This is a genomic window from Tabrizicola soli (assembly GCF_015999335.1).
In the GTDB taxonomy this organism is placed as follows: domain Bacteria; phylum Pseudomonadota; class Alphaproteobacteria; order Rhodobacterales; family Rhodobacteraceae; genus Tabrizicola; species Tabrizicola soli.
The window spans coordinates 127,336-145,162 of record NZ_JAEACP010000014.1 but is presented as its reverse complement, the minus strand read 5'-3'; the positions used below and the strand labels follow the sequence as shown (position 1 = coordinate 145,162).

At 71.2% G+C, this 17,827-nt stretch carries 18 protein-coding genes and 2 tRNA genes; 5 read left to right on the top strand and 15 right to left on the bottom strand.

Going from position 1 to position 17,827, the window contains the following annotated elements; genetic code table 11:
• The first annotated feature begins 532 nt into the window (after positions 1-532).
• Complete coding sequence (locus I7S92_RS14535; RefSeq protein ID WP_242070214.1) at positions 533-1,426, top strand: DMT family transporter; 894 nt, start codon at positions 533-535, stop codon at positions 1,424-1,426.
• Positions 1,427-1,462: 36 nt separating this feature from the next.
• On the opposite strand, the gene I7S92_RS14530 is transcribed toward I7S92_RS14535, so the two are convergent.
• Positions 1,463-1,906: a GNAT family N-acetyltransferase gene (locus I7S92_RS14530; RefSeq protein WP_197645570.1), complete on the bottom strand. Its 444-nt coding sequence runs from the start codon at positions 1,904-1,906 to the stop codon at positions 1,463-1,465.
• Between the two features lie 131 nt (positions 1,907-2,037).
• Between I7S92_RS14530 and I7S92_RS14525 the strand changes: the two genes are divergently transcribed.
• From I7S92_RS14525 to I7S92_RS14515, 3 genes are all read left to right on the top strand, one after another.
• Entirely contained in the window at positions 2,038-3,765 is a 1,728-nt protein-coding gene (locus tag I7S92_RS14525; RefSeq protein WP_197645568.1) for a DUF4153 domain-containing protein, read from the top strand.
• 65 nt (positions 3,766-3,830) lie between these two features.
• Positions 3,831-4,421: a heme NO-binding domain-containing protein gene (locus tag I7S92_RS14520; RefSeq protein ID WP_197645566.1), complete on the top strand. Its 591-nt coding sequence runs from the start codon at positions 3,831-3,833 to the stop codon at positions 4,419-4,421.
• A 1-nt stretch (position 4,422) separates the two neighbouring features.
• Positions 4,423-5,415 (top strand): GGDEF domain-containing protein, encoded by a 993-nt coding sequence (locus tag I7S92_RS14515; RefSeq protein ID WP_354001337.1) that lies wholly within the window; start codon positions 4,423-4,425, stop codon positions 5,413-5,415.
• Here the strand turns inward: I7S92_RS14515 and I7S92_RS14510 are convergent.
• From I7S92_RS14510 to I7S92_RS14465, 10 genes are all read right to left on the bottom strand, one after another.
• Positions 5,412-6,443 carry an ABC transporter ATP-binding protein gene (locus I7S92_RS14510; RefSeq protein WP_197645564.1) on the bottom strand — a complete coding sequence of 344 codons (1,032 nt, stop codon included), beginning with the start codon at positions 6,441-6,443 and terminating at the stop codon, positions 5,412-5,414. The two genes, I7S92_RS14515 and I7S92_RS14510, sit on opposite strands and share 4 nt — an antisense overlap.
• The gene (locus I7S92_RS14505; RefSeq protein ID WP_197645562.1) at positions 6,440-7,234 is read right to left on the bottom strand and encodes an ABC transporter permease; all 795 of its coding nucleotides are present in this window, start codon (positions 7,232-7,234) and stop codon (positions 6,440-6,442) included. The genes I7S92_RS14510 and I7S92_RS14505 overlap by 4 nt, the downstream gene beginning before the upstream one ends.
• Complete coding sequence (locus I7S92_RS14500; protein WP_197645560.1) at positions 7,224-8,081, bottom strand: ABC transporter permease subunit; 858 nt, start codon at positions 8,079-8,081, stop codon at positions 7,224-7,226. The genes I7S92_RS14505 and I7S92_RS14500 overlap by 11 nt, the downstream gene beginning before the upstream one ends.
• Positions 8,082-8,084: 3 nt before the next feature.
• A complete protein-coding gene (locus I7S92_RS14495; protein WP_197645557.1) occupies positions 8,085-9,299 on the bottom strand; it encodes an ABC transporter substrate-binding protein in 1,215 nt (404 codons plus the stop codon).
• An 88-nt stretch (positions 9,300-9,387) separates the two neighbouring features.
• A tRNA-Glu gene (locus tag I7S92_RS14490) sits at positions 9,388-9,462 on the bottom strand.
• Positions 9,463-9,504: 42 nt separating this feature from the next.
• Complete coding sequence (locus I7S92_RS14485) at positions 9,505-10,254, bottom strand: lytic murein transglycosylase (RefSeq protein ID WP_242070219.1); 750 nt, start codon at positions 10,252-10,254, stop codon at positions 9,505-9,507.
• Positions 10,255-10,422: 168 nt separating this feature from the next.
• Positions 10,423-10,497, bottom strand: a tRNA-Glu gene (locus I7S92_RS14480).
• 61 nt (positions 10,498-10,558) lie between these two features.
• Entirely contained in the window at positions 10,559-12,298 is a 1,740-nt protein-coding gene (gene recJ / locus I7S92_RS14475; protein ID WP_197645555.1) for a single-stranded-DNA-specific exonuclease RecJ, read from the bottom strand.
• Positions 12,299-12,601: 303 nt separating this feature from the next.
• A complete protein-coding gene (locus tag I7S92_RS14470) occupies positions 12,602-13,084 on the bottom strand; it encodes a cytochrome c family protein (RefSeq protein ID WP_197645554.1) in 483 nt (160 codons plus the stop codon).
• A gap of 62 nt (positions 13,085-13,146) precedes the next feature.
• The gene (locus I7S92_RS14465) at positions 13,147-13,605 is read right to left on the bottom strand and encodes a cupin domain-containing protein (protein WP_197645553.1); all 459 of its coding nucleotides are present in this window, start codon (positions 13,603-13,605) and stop codon (positions 13,147-13,149) included.
• 119 nt (positions 13,606-13,724) lie between these two features.
• On the opposite strand from I7S92_RS14465, the gene I7S92_RS14460 reads away from it, so the two are divergent.
• A complete protein-coding gene (locus I7S92_RS14460) occupies positions 13,725-14,639 on the top strand; it encodes a LysR family transcriptional regulator (RefSeq protein WP_197645552.1) in 915 nt (304 codons plus the stop codon).
• On the opposite strand, the gene glpX is transcribed toward I7S92_RS14460, so the two are convergent.
• The 4 genes from glpX to I7S92_RS14440 form a co-directional block, all read right to left on the bottom strand.
• Positions 14,640-15,605, bottom strand: coding sequence for a class II fructose-bisphosphatase (glpX, locus tag I7S92_RS14455; protein ID WP_197645551.1), 966 nt, complete (start codon positions 15,603-15,605; stop codon positions 14,640-14,642).
• A 69-nt stretch (positions 15,606-15,674) separates the two neighbouring features.
• Entirely contained in the window at positions 15,675-16,970 is a 1,296-nt protein-coding gene (locus I7S92_RS14450; RefSeq protein ID WP_197645550.1) for a homoserine dehydrogenase, read from the bottom strand.
• A 65-nt stretch (positions 16,971-17,035) separates the two neighbouring features.
• Entirely contained in the window at positions 17,036-17,200 is a 165-nt protein-coding gene (locus I7S92_RS14445) for a hypothetical protein (protein ID WP_197645548.1), read from the bottom strand.
• A gap of 27 nt (positions 17,201-17,227) precedes the next feature.
• Entirely contained in the window at positions 17,228-17,827 is a 600-nt protein-coding gene (locus I7S92_RS14440) for a TadE/TadG family type IV pilus assembly protein (protein WP_197645547.1), read from the bottom strand.

Sequence of the window (17,827 nt, the reverse complement as noted above, 5' to 3'; positions counted from 1 at the left end):
CGCGGCGGGGGGCTGGCGATGGGGGGGTGATCCGGTTGTGCCGGGTGATGGTCGGCAGGTGCGGTGCGCTGTAGCGCACCCTACGCGGGGCGCGGCGGGGCTGGGGCTGGGGGGTGATCCGGTTGTGCCGGGTGTGGTCGGCCGGTGCGGTGCGCTGTAGCGCACCCTACGCGGGGGCGCGGCGGGGGATGGCGATCGGGGGGTGATCCGGTTGTGCCGGGTGGGGTCGGCCGGTGCGGTGCGCTGTAGCGCACCCTACGGGGGGGCGCGGCGGGGCTGGCGCTGGGGGGGCGACCGGTTGTGCAGGGTGACGGTCGGCCGGTGCGGTGCGCTGTAGCGCACCCTACGGGGGGGGCGCTGCGGGGCTGGGGCTGGGGGGTGATCCGGTTGTGCCGGGTGGGGTCGGCCGGTGCGGTGCGCTGTAGCGCACCCTAGGCGGGGGCGCGGCGGGGGGATGGCGATCGGGTCACGCTGCGGGGGCTTCGGGCGAAGGGGCGTTGCCATTGCGCGCGGCTTGGGGTTCTGTGCCGCCATGCGTGCGCTGAACGATCTTGGCCGCCCCGTCGAAGGGGTTCTGTGGATGCTGGCCACCGGGCTTGCCTTTGTCGGCGTGAACGGGATCGTCCGGCATCTGGGGACCGAGCTGCCGGCGGCGCAGGCGGCCTTCATCCGTTTCGGCTTTGGCCTGGCCTTCCTGACCCCGGCGCTGTGGACCATGCGCGGCGTGCGGCTGCCGCAGGGGATCTGGCGGCTGTTCCTGTGGCGCGGCGTGCTGCATGTCACGGCGGTGATCTTCTGGTTCTGGGCCATGGCGCGGGTGCCGGTGGCCGAGATGGCGGCGATCGGCTTCCTGAACCCGGTGATCGTGCTGGTGATCGCGGGGCTTCTCCTTGGCGAGGGGCTGGGGCGGGGGCGCGTCGTCTCGGTCCTGGTGGCGCTGGCGGGGGCGCTGGTGGTGCTGCGGCCGGGGCTGCGCGAGATCTCGGCCGGGCATCTGTCGCAGCTGGCGGCGACGGTCTGCTTCGCGGTGAGCTACATCTTCGCCAAGCGGCTGAGCGGGATGGCCCCGCCCTCGGTGGTGGTGGCGGTGCTGTCGGTGACGGTCTCGCTGGGGCTGGCGCCGGTGGCGCTCTGGGTCTGGCAGCCGGTGAGCGGGGTGCAGCTGGCCTGGCTGGCGGTGGTGGCCGGGCTGGCGACGCTGGGGCACTATACGATGACGCGGGCCTTCCGGGCGGCGCCGCTGGCGGTGACGCAGCCGGTGACCTTCCTGCAGATCCTCTGGGCGACGGCGCTGGGCGCGCTGGTCTTCGGCGAGGCGGTGGACGCCTTCGTGATCCTGGGCGGCGCGCTGATCGTGGCGGCGGTGAGCCTGAACACCTGGGCCGAGGCGCGCCGGGGCCGGATCCCGCCGCAGCCCGAACCCTGAGCGCGGAGGCGGGGGTGACTCACCCGCCTTGTGCTTTCAGGCCCGGTTGTAGCGGATGAAGGGCGAGACCCTGGCGATCCGGTCGTAAAGCTGCCGCGCTTCGGCGTTGAAGTCCTGCGTCAGCCAGTAGACGCCGGGCGCCCCGGCGGCGTCGGCGCGGGCATAGACCGCCTCGATCAGGGCGCGGCCAAGGCCGGTGCCGCGGGCCTCGGGGGCGACGAAGAGGTCCTGCAGGTAGCAGACGTTCTCGATCCGCCAGCAATGCCGGTGGAACAGGTAATGCGCGAGGCCCATCGGCCTGCCATCCACCTCGGCGATCAGGGCCGAGAAGTCCTGCGGGTCGTCGCCGAGGAGCCGGGCGAAGGTCGAGGCATAGACCGCCTCGGGGACCGAGGTCTGGTAGAAATCGAGATAGCCGGTCCAGAGGCGGCGCCAGTCGGCCTCGTCATCGGGGCGGAGCGGGCGGATCGTGAGGGGCATGGGGTGCGGTCCTTTCAGGCTGCGCCGGAGGATGGGGCAGGGCAACGGGCTTGGCAAGCGTCCGGAAATCCTGACTATGGCGGGCCGGCGGCGGCGTGGAAAAGCTGCGGCGGGAACCGAGAGGGGATGGAATGGAAGCGGCCTTGCAGGCACGGTGGAGCCTTGCGCTTCTGGGGGCGTTGGGCGGCGCGCTGATCTGGGCATTGGGCGAGGCCGTCCCGCGCGGGTTTCTGGACGGCCGGCTGGCCCTGGCGCTGCATGCGGCGGTGGTGAGCTTCGTCCTTGCGGCGCTGGCCATGGCGGGCCCGATGGGCCTGGCGCGTGCGGCCGCCCGCGCCCTGGGGCCGGGGGTGCTGACGGGCGGGCTGGTCGGGCTGGTCGCCTTGCGCTTCGCCGCGGCCGAGGAGGTCTTTGCGGTCCCGATGCATCTTCTGGCGGCGCTGACCGTCGCCGGTCTGCCGGTGCCCTTCCTGATCGCGGCCGCCCGTCCGGGCTGGCGCGACTATCCCGCGCTGTTCGAGGAAGCCTGGTCCATCGTCATCCGCCTTGCCGCCGCGCTGGCCTTCACGCTTCTGGTCTGGATCCTGGTGCTGCTGTCGGACCAGGTGCTGCGCATCGTCGGGATCGGCCTGCTGTCGCATCTGCTGGAGAACCGGCTGGCGGTCCTGGCGCTGGCCGGGGCGGCGCTGGGCCTTGGCATGGCCGTGGTCTGGGAACTGGCGGGACCGATCGCGCCGCAACTGGTGCTGCGGCTGTTGCGGCTCTTGTTGCCGGTGGTGCTGGCGGTGATGCTGGTGTTCCTTCTCGCCCTGCCGCTGCGCGGGTTCGAGCGGCTGGTGCTGGGGCTTTCGCCGGCGGCGCTGCTTCTGTCCATGGTCGCGGCCGGGGTGGCGCTGGTGGCGGTGGCGGTGGACCGCAGCGATGCCGAGGCGGCGCAGGGCCGGGCGATCCGCTGGGCGGCGCTGGGAATGGCGCTGGTCCTGCCGCTGGTCGCGGGGCTGGCGCTCTGGGCGCTGTGGCTGCGGGTCGGGCAGTACGGCTGGACGCCGGAGCGGCTGTTCCTGGCGCTGGGGGCGCTGATCGGGCTGGGCTACGGGCTGACCTATGCGATCGCGGTCCTGCGCGGGGCGGGCTGGATGGCGCGCATCCGGCGCGGCAACGTCGGGATGGCGCTGGCGGTGATCGCGGCCGCGGCGCTGTGGCTGACGCCGCTGTTCAACGCCGAGGCGATCTCGGCGCGGAACCAGGTGGAGCGGTTCCTCGCGGGCCGGACCGGGGTGGCGCAGCTCGACCTCTGGGCCTTCTCGCGCTGGGGCAAGCCGGGGGCGGCGGCGCTGGCGCGGCTGGAGGCTCTGGCGGCCGAGCCGGGCAACGAGGCGCTGGCGGCCCGGCTGCGCGGCGAGGACGATCCGGAGGGCACCGGGCGCGCCGAGGCGCTGGCCGGGCTGACCGCCCTTTTGCCGCTGCAGCCGCCGACCGCCACCGGCACGCGCGACATGATCCTCGCCGCGGCCGAGCCCTACCGGCTGCGCGACTGGGCCGGGGTCTGCGCCCTGAAGCTCGAGACCGGGCAGCCGGCCTGCGTCATGGTGGTGGCCGATCTTCTGCCCGCGATCCCCGGCGAGGAGGCGATCCTGGTGCTGGAACGCAGCCCCGGCGCGGCCGAGGCCATCGGTCTTTTCCTGAACGCGGACGGCTATCTGACCGAGCGTCCGGTGGCGCGGCCGGATCAGGGCTATCTGCCGGGCGAGGCGGCGGCGGAGCTATTGCGCGCGGCGCAGGCGGCACCGCTGGCGCTGACCCCGGCCGAGGTCAACCAGCTGGGCAGCGGCCCGGCGGGCGTGCTGATCCTGCCCTGAGACGGAGGGCAGTTTGTTAACCCCTGCCGGCTAGTCTGGGCGCGAAAGGTGACGAAGGGACGTTCATGGATGCGCTGATGCTGCGGTTCCTGCAGGGCTATGTCCGCGGCACGTTCGGCGTTCCGGTCTGGCAGACGATCTGCCGCCGCGCCGACCTGCCGGTCGAGACGTTCGAACCCATGCTGCGCTATGCGCCGGGCCTGGCCGATCAGGTCGCGGCCGAGGCCGCGGCCGTCCTGGGCCGTCCGGTCGAAACCATATGGGAGGATCTGGGCACCTATCTCGTCACCAGCCCCGGCCACGAGGGCGTCCGCCGCCTCCTGCGCTTCGGCGGCATCGGCTATGCCGACTTCCTTCATTCGCTGGAGGAACTGCCCGGCCGGGCGCGGCTGGCGCTGCCCGACCTCGACCTGCCCGACCTCGACCTGCCGGAGATCCGCCTGACCGAGATCGCGCCCGACCGCTTCGTGCTGGACTGCCGGGCCGGGTTGCGCGGCACGATCCGGGTGCTGGTGGGGATGCTGACCGCGATGGCGGATGATTTCGGCACGCTCTGCCTGATCGAGGCCGAGGGCGAGGGCCGCATCGCCATCCGCATCCTCGACCGCGCCCATGCCGCCGCGCGGCCCTTCGACCTCGCCTTGCCGGAGGGATAGGGTGGAGCGGGATCCCGACAGGCCGGTGCCGGAGCAGGCGATGCTGGCGCGCTTCATGCCGATGCATCTTCTGCTGGACCGCGAGGGGCGGGTGCTGGGGGCCGGGCCGACGCTGAGGCGGATGCTGCAGCGGCCGGACCTGGCCGGCGCCCGGTTCGAGGATCTGTTCGAGGTCCGCGCGCCCGGCGGCGCAGTCACCGCCGATCAGGTCCTGGCCCGCGCCGGCCACCGCTTTCGCCTGGTGGCGCGCAACGGGGTGCGGGCCGGGCTGCGCGGAATGGGAGAGCGCCTGCCGGACGGCAGGATGCTGATGAACCTGAGTTTCGGGATCGACCTGATCGCGGCGGTGCGCGAACTGGGGCTGACGGATGCCGATTTCGTCGCCACCGACCTTGCGATGGAGCTGCTCTATCTGGCCGAGGCGAACGCCGCCGTCACGCGCGAACTGCGCGGATTGAACCTGCGGCTGGAAGGGGCCCGCCTTGCCGCCGAGGAGGAGGCGCTGACCGATCCCCTGACCGGGCTGCGCAACCGCCGGGCCGCCGATCTGGTGCTGGCGCGGCTGTGCGCCGCCCGGATGCCCTTCGGCCTTCTGCATCTGGACCTGGACTATTTCAAGTCGGTCAACGACACCCTGGGCCATGCCGCGGGCGACCATGTGCTGGAGGTGGTCGGCCGCATCCTGCGCGCGGAGTTGCGCGTCGAGGATTGCGCGGCGCGGATCGGCGGGGACGAGTTCCTGGTCCTTGTCGTCAAGCGCGTCGACCTGCAGGTGTTGCGGGGCATTGCCGACCGGATCATCCAGCGCATCAGCGCGCCGATCCCCGTCGCCGGAAAGGTGGCGCAGGTCTCGGCCAGCATCGGCATCGTGCGCTCGTCCGACCTGGCCGCGCCCGACCCGGTGCGCCTGATGGCGCTGGCCGACCGCGCGCTTTACGCGGCCAAGCGGGCGGGGCGGGGACGGTCGATCCGGCTTCGCTCGGCGGCGGACTAGCCGGGCAGCCGCCAGAGTGCGGCAGGCGGCAGGGTGACGGCGACGGTATCGCCGGGACGCAGGGCCTCGGCGGCGGCGGGTTGCAGAAGGGCGGTCAGCGGCTCTCCGGCCAGGGCAAGCTCGACCCGGCTTTGCGTGCCGAGGAGGGTGACGCCCCGCACCTTCGCGGCCAGCTGTCCCGGACCGGGATGCAGCAGCACCGCCTCGGGGCGGATGGTCAGCCGGGCGGGGCCGGGCGGGCCGGGCCGGTCGAGCGCCAGGCGGACGGGACCCCAGCGGAAGCCTGCGCCCTCCACCACGCCATCCAGGAAGTTCACCCCGCCGAAGAAGCGGGCCACGGCCTCGGTTTCCGGCCGGCGCAGGATCTCGGCCGGGGCGGCCGCCTGCGCCAGCTGCCCGTCGAGCAGGAGCGCGATCCGGTCGGCCATCACCACGGCCTCGGACTGGTCATGCGTGACCATCAGCGTCGTCACCCCGGTTTCACGCTGCAGGCCGCGGATCAGCGCGCGCATCTCGTCGCGCAGGCCCGCGTCGAGGCTGGCCAGCGGCTCGTCCAGAAGCAGCAGGTCCGGCCGCAGGACCAGCGCCCGCGCCAGGGCCGCGCGCTGCTGCTGCCCGCCCGAAAGCTGGTCCGGCCGCCGCGCGCCAAGGCCCGCGAGCTGGACCCGGGCCAGCATCGCGGCGACCTCGGCCTCGATCCGCGCGGCGGGCTCGCCGCGCATCTTCAGGCCGAAGCCGACATTGCCAGCGAGGGTCAGATGCGGAAAGAGCAGCGGATCCTGGAACACCATCGCCACCCCGCGCCGTTCGGGCGGCAGGCCGGTCAGGGTCCGGCCCTTGAGGATGACCTCGCCCGAATCGGGGGCCAGATGGCCGGCGATCAGCTTCATCACCGTCGTCTTGCCGCTGCCCGAGGGGCCGAGGAGCACGGTGAGGCTGCCTGCCGCGACGGCAAGGTCCAGGCCGGGGATCGTGGGCTGGCCCGCGCCGGGCCAGGCTTTCCGCAGGTTGCGCAGCTCCAGCGTCATGGGCGGAGCACCCGGCCGAGGTCGCGCCCGGTGATCCGCCCGATGAAGCCGAGCAGGAGCAGGATCCCCGGCAGGGCGTAAAGCACCGCGATGGCACCGGCCACGTCGTTCCGCCCGGCCGCGACATAGGCGTAAAGGACCAGGGGCAGGGTTTGGACCCGCCCGCCGCCGATCGCCAGCGTCAGCAGGTACTGCGACCAGGAGACGAGGAAGGCGAAGAGCGCGCCGGTCAAGAGGCCGGGCAGCACGGCCGGAAGCGTGACCTGCAGGAAGCAGCGGACCGGCCCCGCGCCCAGGCTGCGGGCCTGCGCCTCGATCCTGGTGTCGAAGCCCGCGAAGACCGAGGCCATCACCAGCACCATATAGGGCAGGACCGGGACCAGATGGGCAAGGATCACCCCATGGGTGCTGCCGGTCAGCCCCAGCCGCAGGAAGAGGTCGTGCAGGCCGAGGACCAGCGCGATCCCCGGCAGGACGGCGGGAACCAGGAGGAGGAGGAGCACCGCCCGCTTGCCGGGGAAGTCATGCAGCCCCAGCGCCCGGCCCGCCGGCAGGCCGACCAGCGCCGCGAGCGCGGTGGTCGCGGCCGCGATGCCGAGGGTCAGGCCGAGGCTGCCCAGCACCCCGGCCGAGGATGCGACGCCCCAGGCCCGGAGCGACCACGCCTGCGGCAGCAGGTCGGGAAAGCGCCAGCCATGCGCGAGGGACCAGAGCGCCAGCGGCAGCAGTGGCAGCACCAGCGCCAGCGCGAGGGCCAGCCCCGCCAGAAGCCTGAGCCTTTCAGCCCGCATCGCGGCCCCGCCTTGGCAGGATCAGCCGGGCATGGAGCGCCAGCAGCCCCGCCCCAAGCGCCGCGATCAGGATCGAGATGGCGAAGGCCTCGGGCCGGGCGGCGAGATCGACATCGGTAAAGCTGCGCCAGGCGCGGAGCGGCAGCGCCTCGGGGGCATGCGCGCCAAGGACCAGCGGCACCTCATAGGCCCCGAAGGCGAAGGCGAAGACCAGCGCCGCCCCGGCCGCGAGCGCAGGCAGAAGCTGCGGCAGGAGGACGAAGCGGAAGGCCTGCCAGCGCGTCGCGCCCAAGCTTCGCGCCACGGGTCCGAGGTCCGGGCCAAGGGTCTGCAGCTTGGCCAGCAGGATGAGGGTGATGAAGGGGACCTCTTTCCAGACATAGGTCAGGATGATGCCGATGGCCCAGGGATCATGGGTCAGCGCCGGAAACTCGCCCGGCGCGGCGATCAGGCCCGCGGCATGGGCGAGGCGGGCGAAGCTGCCGGATTGCGAGATGAGGTAGAGGATGCCGATGGCCCCCACGACATGCGGGATGGTCAGGTTCAGCTGCACCAGCACCGCCACCAGCCTGCGGCCGGGAAAGGCCTGCCGCAAGAGCATCGCCGCCGCCAGCGCCAGACCGGCGGCGATCAGGGTCGAGACCGTGGCGATCCAGAAGGACAGGGCCAGCGAGGCCAGCACCCCCGGCGAGGCTAGCACCGAGGCATAGGCGGAGAGGCCCGGTTCCTCCAGTGGCAGCAGCCGGAGCGAGCGCAGGAGCGCCAGCCCCAGCGCGCCAAGGACCAGTCCCCCCACCAGCGCCACCGCCGGGCCGAGCAGGAGGAGGAGGCGGGTCCGCTCGCGCATCGCCTAATTGCCCACGTTCGTGGCCCAACCCGCCTCGATCGCGGTCAGCCAACCGGCCTGCAGTTCGGGAAGGGCGGATTTCGCCAGTTCGGAGGCCGGGATCACCGAGGGATGCGTCTTGATCGCGGCGAATCCGGCCTGCACCGCGGGCGGGGTGCGGGAGATCTCGATGGCGGGGGCGGCGCCCCAGATCTCGGTCCGGGCCTTCTCCAGCTGCGCCTCGCCGGACAGGAGCAGGTTCTGCGTCACCATCGCCGCCGCCTTGTTGGGCGAGTTGAACGGGATCAGCGTGTAGTTGGTGTTGCCGATGGTGCCGTCCCGGAGGCCGAAGGAGCGCGTGGTCTCGGGCCAGAGCCCGGCCTGCACCGCCAGCCCGAATTGCGCCGGGTCGTAGTTGAAGCTGAAGGCCACCTCGCCATTGGCGAAAAGCTCGTTCAGCTGGGTGACGGTGGTGGGATAGGTCGCCCCCTCGCGCCAGAGGAAGGGTTCCAGCCCGTTCAGGATCGCCCAGGTCTTGCCGGCGACCGCGTCGAACTTCACCTGGTCGAAGGGGCCGAGAAGCCCCTCGGGCCCGCCGGCGGCATGGATGAATACATGCCGCACGAAGGCCGAGCCGGTGAAATCCGGCGGCGCGGGATAGGTGAAGCGGCCGGGGTTGGCCCTGATCCAGGCGAGAAGCCCGGCCATGTCGCGCGGCGGCTCGGCCAGCACGGCGCTGTCATGGGCGAAGGCGAACTGCACCGTGTTCCAGGGCACCTCGCAGCCCACGACCGGGACGCCGAAGTCGTTGGCGATGGCCGGGTTGTCCCAGTCGACCAGCGCGTCGTTCGGCAGAAGCGAGGTGTAGCCGCAGAAGGCCAGCCCCGCCTCTTTCATCGAGCGGAAATTCTCGCCGTTGATCCAGATGAGGTCGACCGTGCCGTTGTCGGTCACGCCGGCCTCCTTCTCGGACAGGATCAGGTTCACGATCTCGGCCGCGTCGGTGATCGGTACGCGGTTCAGCGTGATGTCGTAATCGCGCTTCAGCGCCGTGCCGATGTAATCGCTGGCATAGGCGTTGATGTTGTCCGCGCCGCCCCACATGAACCAGTTGACCGTGCCGCCGCGCGCCTCATTGACGATCTGGTCCCAGCCCATCGCCTTCAGCGCCTCGCCATCGGCGGTGTCGGCCAGGGCGGCGGCTGAGAGGAGGAGAAGGGCGGCAAGGGATCGCAACATGATGGCTCCGGTCGCAGGGACTTCCCCCATGAAGCCGATCCGCCCGGCCAAAGCCAGTCAAATGCGTGTTTGCCGGTTGCAACGGAAGTGGCAGCCCGTAGGGGAGTCGAACCCCTCTTCCCAGGTTGAAAACCTGGTGTCCTAACCGATAGACGAACGGGCCACTTGCAGCCGTCTACAGGGCCGCGCGGGCGGACGCAAGGGGTCAGCGGTCGATCTTTGCCGCCATGATCGCGATGGCCTGCTGATAGACCTTGGCCGCGTTCCATTCCTTGATCACGGCAAAGTTCGGCTCGCCCTCCTGATAGCCCTTGCCGGGCTTCCAGCCCTTCTTGCGCAGGTAGTTGGCGGTCGTGGCCAGCGCGTCGGCCTGGTTGTAAAGGTCGATCTGCCCGTCGCCGTTGCCGTCCACGCCATAGGCATAGGCGTTGCCGGGCAGGAACTGGGTATGGCCGAGCTCGCCATGCTTGGCCCCCACCGTCCGGGGCGAGATCATGCCCGCGTCGACCATCTTCAGCGCGCCGATCAGATGCGGGCGGAAGAAGTCCGAGCGGCGGCAGTCGTAGGTCAGCGTGGCGATGGCCGAGACGACATTGGTGTCGCCCATGAAGCCGCCGAAGCCGGTCTCCATCCCGTGGATCGCGATCAGCACCCCGGCGGGCACGCCGTAGGCGGCTTCGAGGCTGGCGTAGAAGTCCGGGTTCTTCGCCTTGCGGCCGCGGCCCTGGCTGACGATGGTGTCGGCGCCGCGCACCTGCAGGAACTTCTCCAGGCTGTACTTGAAGCTTTTCTGGTTCCGGTCCGCCCCGATGGTGGCCTTGGAATAGGAGGTCGCCATCAGCGCCTCGATCCCGCGCCTGCCGACGCCCTCGGCCTGGGCCTCGGCGGCCATCTCGGCCTTCCAGGATTCATACTTGCCGCCGGTATCGCTGCAGCCGGCGGCCTGGGCGGCCATGGGCAGGGCAAGGAAAAGGGCGGTGGCGGAAAGGCGGCGGAGAAGGATCACGTCAGGCACCCGTAAGAGAGATTTGACGCAGCATATTGAGAAGACAGCCATAATCAAGCCGCCCCCTGCGGGGATCGCTGCCGGCGTCTGACATCTTGGTGAGGTGACGGGGTGAAGTGGCAGCCCGTAGGGGAGTCGAACCCCTCTTCCCAGGTTGAAAACCTGGTGTCCTAACCGATAGACGAACGGGCCACGCTGTCGGTGCGCGGTGTCTAGAATCTGCGCAAGGCTTCTGCAAGAGGAAAAATGCGCCCTAAGCCGGGGCCGCATCGTCCAGCCGCAACTGCACCCGGCTGCGGCCGTTCCAGTGGTTCAGCTCCAGCTTGCCCGCCAGATGGAAGCGGCGGTGGCCCGCGTTTTCCAGCGCGGCGCCGAGCGGCCCGTCGAAGGCCCCGAAGGCGATGGCGTCCAGCGTGGGGCCCGCGCCGTCCGAGAGGCCGAGCTTCAGGTGGCTTTCGCCCACCCGGCGGGTGTTGACCGCGACATTGGCGAAGGCGAAGCGCGGGGCGGGAGCCGAGGCGCCGAAGGGGCCGGCGTTCTCGATCTCCTCCAGCAGCGCCACGGTGGCGGCGGTGGGGGTCAGCAGGCTGTCGATCCGCAGGTCCTGCGGTCCGGCCGCACCCGCGCCCTGGCGGGCCAGAAGCTCGCCCAGCCGGTCCATCGCGGGTTCCAGTTGCGACCGGCCGAGGGACAGGCCCGCCGCCATCCTGTGCCCGCCGCCCTTCTGGATCAGCCCCTCGGCCGCCAGGCGCTGGATCGCGGCGCCAAGGTCGACGCCGGGAACCGAGCGGGCGGAGCCCTTGCCCGCCTCGCCCTCGAAGCCGATCACCACGGCGGGACGGTTCGTCGCCTCCTTCAGCCGGGCCGCGACGATGCCGACGACGCCGGGATGCCAGCCCTCGGCCGCGGCCCAGACCAGGGGGCCGGTGAGGCCGCGCGCCTCGGCCTGGGCCAGGGCTTCCTCGCGCACGGCTTCGGTGATGCTGCGGCGGTCGGTGTTCAGCTGGTCGAGATGCGCGGCGAGGCGCGCGGCCTCCATCGCGTCGTCGGTGGCGAGAAGACGCGCGCCGAGATCGGCCTGGCCGATGCGCCCGCCCGCATTGACCCGGGGGCCGAGGAGGAAGCCCAGGGCATGGGCGGTGGGGGCCTGGTCCATGCGGGCGACGTCGGCGAGCGCCCGCAGGCCGGGGCGGTCGCGGCGGGCCATGACCTTCAGGCCCTGGCGGACGAAGGCGCGGTTGACCCCGGTCAGGGGCGCGACATCGGCGACGGTGGCGAGCGCCACGAGGTCGAGGAGCGCCATGAGGTCGGGGCCCTGCTGGCCCTGCTGCTTGAGCCGGCGGTTGGCCTCGACCAGGAGGAGGAAGACCACGCCGGCGGCGCAGAGATGGGCGAGGCTGCCATCCTCGTCCTGGCGGTTCGGGTTCACGACGGCCAGCGCCTCGGGCAGGGTCTCGAGCGCGAGGTGGTGGTCGAGGATGACCACGTCCGCCCCTTTCGCGGCCGCGATCGGCTCGTGGCTGAGGGTGCCGCAGTCGACGCAGAGGATCAGGTCGTGGGCGGCGGCGAGGCGGGCCATCGCGGGGACGTTCGGGCCGTAGCCCTCGTCGATGCGGTCGGGGATGTAGAGCGTGGCCCGGATCCCGAAGGCGCGCAGCCAGGTCAGGAGGAGGGCGGCCGAGGCGCCGCCGTCGACGTCGTAATCGGCGAAGACGGCGATCCGGTCGCGGCGGGCGACGGCCCGCAGGAGGCGGTCGGCGGCCGGGGCCATGTCCTTCAGGGTGAGGGGGTCGGGCAGGAGGTCGCGGAGCGCCGGGGCGAGGAAGGCGGGCGCGGCCTCGGGGAGGATGCCGCGGCTGGCGAGGATCCGGCAGAGCGGCAGGGGCAGGCGGGTCGCTTGCGCCATCCCCTCGGCCAGGCGGTCGGCGGCGGGGTCGGGGCCGACCCAGCGGCGGCCGGTGAGGGAGATCTCGACGGAGAGAAAGGCGGTCATGGGGCAGGGGTGCCGCAAAGGCGGGGCCCATGCAAGGGGGGAGTGGGGCGGCCACGCCGGGAGGTGAGCGGGGTCGGGGGTGTTCGGGACGTGTCAGGGTGGTTTCGGGAGTAGGGTGGGCAATATTGCCCACCCTACGCTTGCGCGAGGCGGAAGGGTGGTGCGGGATGCAAGGTTGCAGCACCGGGCGCGGAGGCGTTGGGCGGGTTTTGGCGTCGGAGCCTCCGGTGGGAGTATTCGGCAAAAGCGCAGGCCCCGAAGGCCGGGCAGGCGCTTCGGGGCTGTCGTTGCGCGGGGGGCGGGTCAGGGGGCGACGACCTTCATCACGAAACCGCCCGAAGCCTCGCCTGGGCCGAAGGGGCCGGGGACGGCGTTCGAGATCGGGGCAAGCGTCTTGAGCCAGGCGGCGATGGAGAGCGCGTCGTCTTCGGTGAGGGCGGCATAGCCCATCCAGGGCATCGCCGGCGACAGGTGGCGCCCGTCCGGGCGGACGCCGGTGCGGATCGCGGTGGCGATCTCGGCCTCGCTCCAGCTGCCGAGGCCGGTTTCCTCGTCCGGGGTGAGGTTCGGGCCGTGGAAGACCCCGAGGCCCGGGATCTCGAAGCCGACGTCCGAGCCGCCGAGGAATCGCTCCATGTCGGGCTTGCCGAGGAAGTGGCCGGGGGTGTGGCAATCGTTGCAGCCGATGATGGCCACGAGATAGCGGCCGCGCTCGGCATCGACGGCGAGGGCCGGGGTGGCGAGGAGGGCGGCGGCGAAGAGGGTCGGAAGAAGCGGACGGGTCATCGAAAATACCTGTGTCGGAGGAGGAAGCGGCGCCCGGGCCGGGCCCGGTCGGCGGGTTTCGGTCAGGCGGCCTCGGCCGCGTCGAAGACGAAGCGCAGGTTGAAGCGCGCGGCCATCTGGCAAATCTCCTCGGGCGAGGGATCGGTTGCCGCGGCCATGGCGGGGAAGAAGCCCTCGAACCCGCCGGGGGTCATCACCACCATCATCCGGCCGATGGAATGGCCGATGTTCTGGAAGCGGTGCACCGCGCCGCGCGGCACGCAGAGGACCCCGCCCTCGGTCAGGTCCACCCGCTCGCCATTGCACCAGAAGGCGAAGCGGCCTTCGAGGATGCGGAAGAATTCCTCTTCCTTTTCATGGATATGAAAAGGCGGTCCTTCGCCAGGGGGAACCTCGGCCTCGAAGCAGCCGAGGCTCCCTCCGGTCTGGTCCGCGGTAATGCGGACGATGTGGCGTCCGAAGGCGAAGGCTTCGGCCCCGCAGCCGGGAAGGGAAAAGGCAGCCTTGTCAAAGCTGGTCATTCAAAGTCTCCTGATCAAAAACGCGCTTGCAAAATTGTTTGCGTGCACGCGGTATAGTGGCAAAAGGTCGCAGGGATAAATCCCCCGCACCTTGCAGGATTGTCTGGATAACCTGACAGATGAAAACGGTTGATCCCATGCATGGGTTGGCTGCCTTCCTGGCGGTGGCGGAGCATGAGAGCTTTACCGCCGGGGCCGCCGCGCTGGGGCTGAGCCGGGCCACCGTCAGTGCGCAGGTGGCGGAACTGGAGGCGCGGCTGGGGGTGCGGCTTCTGCATCGCTCGACGCGGAGCGTCCGGCTGACCCCGGCCGGAGAGGCCTATCGCGCGCGGCTCGCCGACCTGCCGGGACGGATGGTCGAGGCCGAGCGCGCGGCGCGGGCGGAACAGACCGCGCCGGAGGGACAGCTGCGGGTGACGGCACCACCGGACCTGGCGATGCGCTTCCTGATCCCCTGGGTGGCGGAGTTCCTGCAGCGGCATCCAGGGATCTCGATCGCGATGGAACTGTCGAACGCGCCGCGGAACCTGATCGAAAGCCGGTTCGACCTGGCGATCCGGGGCACGCTGGCGGTGGAGGCCAACCTGGTCACCCGGGCGCTGGGGCGGTCACGGCTGTTCACCTGCGCCCGGGCCGACTACCTGGAGCGGCGGGGCACGCCGCAGGTGCCGATGGACCTGGTGGAGCACGACCTGCTGCATTTCGCGGCCCTGCGGCAGGGGCGGAGCTGGAGCTTCCTGCGCGGCGAGGAGCGGGTGGATGTCCCGGTCTCGCCCCGGCTGGAGCTGTCGGACGGCTGGGCCTTGCGGGCGGCGGCGCTGGAGGGGGCGGGGGTGGTGCAGTTGCCGGCCTTCATCATCGGGCACGACCTGCGCGAGGGGCGTCTGGTGCCGATCCTGACCGGCTGGCAGGGCCGGCCGGTGCCGCTGCATGCGGTCTATCCCGACAACCGGCAGATCGCGGGCCGGGTCAGGACCTTCGTGACCTTCCTGGCCACGAAGGCGAGGGCCGAGCCCGACCTGCAGGCCGACTGATCAGCGCACCGGGGTGCGGTAGATCATCCGGCGGACCGAGCCGGTCTTGGAGCGCATCAGGATGGTTTCCAGCGTGACCCAGCCGGGTTCGCGCTTGATGCCGGCGAGAAGCGAGCCGTTCGTCACCCCGGTGGCCGAGAAGATCACGTCCGAGCGCACCAGGTCGTCACGGGTATAGACGCGGTCGAAGTTGGTGATGCCGGCCTTGCGGGCGCGGGCGCGCTCGTCCTCGTTGCGGAACAGGAGCTTGCCGAAGAACTGCCCGCCCATGCATTTCAGCGCGGCGGCGGCGAGGACGCCTTCCGGCGCGCCGCCCGAGCCCATGTACATGTCGATGCCGGTGATCTCGGGCTCGGCGCAGTGCATGACGCCGGCGACGTCGCCGTCGGTGATCAGCCGGATCGCGGCGCCGGTGGAGCGGACCTCGGCGATCAGCTCCTCGTGCCGGGGACGGTCGAGGATGCAGACGGTGATGTCCTGCGTCGAGCAGCCCTTGGCGGCGGCCAGCGCCGAGACGCGTTCGGAGGGCGACATGGCCATGGTGACGGTGCCCGACTTGTAGCCGGGGCCGATCGCCAGTTTCTCCATATAGACGTCGGGGGCATGCAGGAGAGTGCCGCGCGGGGCCATGGCGATCACGGTCAGCGCGTTCGGCATGTCCTTGGCGGTCAGCGTGGTGCCTTCCAGCGGGTCGAGGGCGATGTCGACCTCCGGCCCCTCGCCCGAGCCGACCTCCTCGCCGATATAGAGCATCGGGGCCTCGTCGCGCTCGCCCTCGCCGATGACGACGACGCCCTTGATGTCCAGCATGTTCAGCTGGTCGCGCATGGCGTTTACCGCGGCCTGGTCGGCGGCCTTTTCGTCGCCGCGGCCGATCAGCCGGGCCGAGGCGAGGGCGGCGGCCTCGGAGACCCGGCCGAGACCCAGGCTGAGGAGCCGGTCCTGGAATTGCGAGATTTCGGACATGCGCCCCTCCATTTTCCTTCCGTGTAGCCGGGGCGATGCGGGGCGGCAAGGCTGCTGACGCTAACGGCGTCAGACTTCCTCGATCCGGATCGCGACGGGCTGGCCGACAAGGACGCCGGTCGCGGCGAAGCGGCCGGTGGCATGGGCCACGTCGGCGGGGGCGGCCTTGTGGGTGACGATCAGCACGACGGCATCCTCGGCCCGGTCGCCGGGGCGGTGCAGCTGGCGCATCTGGTCGATGGAGATCCCGGCCTCGCCGAGGCAGGTGGCGATCTTGGCCAGCGCGCCGGGTTTGTCGAGAAGCGTCATCCGCAGGTAATAGGGCGCGGGCGTGGCCGAGCTGGCGGGAACCGGCTGGGCCAAAGCGGTCGCGGGGATGCCGAAGGTCGGCAGGCGCAGGCCGCGGGCGATGTCGATCACGTCGGCCATCACGGCCGAGGCGGTCGGCCCCATGCCGGCGCCGGGGCCGCGCAGGACGATCTGGCCGACGGAATCGCCTTCCAGCACGACCATGTTGGTGCCGCCCTGAAGCTGCCCGAGCGGGCTGTCGGCGGGGACGAGGCAGGGGGTCATCCGCTGCTCCAGCCCGCGGCCGGTCAGCTGTGCGACGCCCAGAAGCTTGATCCGGTAGCCCATGTCCTCGGCCAGGCGGATGTCGTCGATCGAGACATTGCCGATCCCCTCCAGCTCGACCGCGTCGAAGGAGACCCGGGTGCCGAAGGCGATGGCGGAGAGGAGGGAGAGCTTGTGGCCCGCGTCGATTCCGCCGACGTCGAGGTTCGGGTCGGCCTCGAGATAGCCGAGCTGCCGCGCCTCCTCGAACACGGCGTCATAGGGCAGGCCGGCGGATTGCATCCGGGTCAGGATATAGTTGCAGGTGCCGTTCATCACCCCCATCACCCGCTTGATGCGGTTGGCGGCCAGCCCCTCGGTCAGGGCCTTGATGACGGGGATGCCGCCGGCGACGGCGGCCTCGAAGCGGATCAGGCGGCCCTTCGCCTCGGCCGCCTCGGCAAGGGCCTGGCCGTGGTGGGCGAGCAGCGCCTTGTTGGCGGTGACGACATCCTTGCCCGCGGCGATCGCGGCCTCGGTCGCAAGCCGGGCGGGGCCTTCGTGGCCACCCATCACCTCGACGAAGACGTCCACGTCCTCGCGCCGGGCGAGGGCGACGGGATCGGTTTCCCAGGCATAGGCGGAGAGGTCGGCATCGCGGTTCTTCTGCGGATCGCGCGCCGAGACGGCGGTGATCGCCACCGGGCGGCCGGCGCGGGCGGCGATCAGCCCGGCCTGGGCCTGGACGATCTTCACCACGCCGATTCCGACGGTTCCAAGGCCGGCAAGACCAAGACGCAGGGGGGCGGACATGGGCGGAACCTCGGGCTTTGGAACAGGCTGGATGTCTGTAGCCGGAACCCGGCCGGGGTGCAATGCTAGGGGGGGCGCGGCGCGACCCCGGCCTCGGCCAGGATCTCGTCCATCGGCAAGAGCCGGGGATATGCCGCGGGGGCATCGGGGCGCGGTCCGGCGCAGCCCGCCAACGCCAGGGCAAGCGATGCGGCGGCGAGGCGGGGCAGCAGCGGGCGGGCGTGGGTCATGGTTTCCTCGGGTCCTGGCCTTGCGGCCTAGATCCCGACCGGGCAGCCGGGGGTCTCGAGGCAGATCATCTTGCGGAAACGCGGCTGTGTCACCACGAATTCGGTAAAGACCTGCGGGCCGAGCGCCCGGGAGAAGTTGAAGATGCCGGTGTCGAAGGGCGGGGCGTAATCGACCGCGGTCTCGACGATCACCACCGAATCCTTGTTGTTCATCACCGGGATCCGGTCCTCGAGCGGTTGCAGCTCGGCCTCCTCGTAGGGGTCCATCCTGCCGTAGGGCGAGACCGAGAAGATCCGGACGTACTTGTCCTGGACCTCGTCGTAATAGAGGCTGGTGATGCGGATCCGGGCGTTCTGGCCGCTGTTCAGCATAAGATAGTCCATGACCTCCTGCATCCCGTCCACGAAGGCGGGGGTCAGGTTGTCCTCTTGCCGCGAGATCAGGTCCGAGACCGAATAGGCGGCCTTCTGGGCGGTGTTGATGGTGCGGAACACGTCCCAGAACACGACCATCGCGATCAGGACCCAGATCAGCAGGGGAAAGAAGAACAGGAATTCGATCAGGACGGCGCCCCTCTCCTCCCGCAGCATCCGGGCCGGGCTGGCGTTTCGGAACGTCGCGCGCAT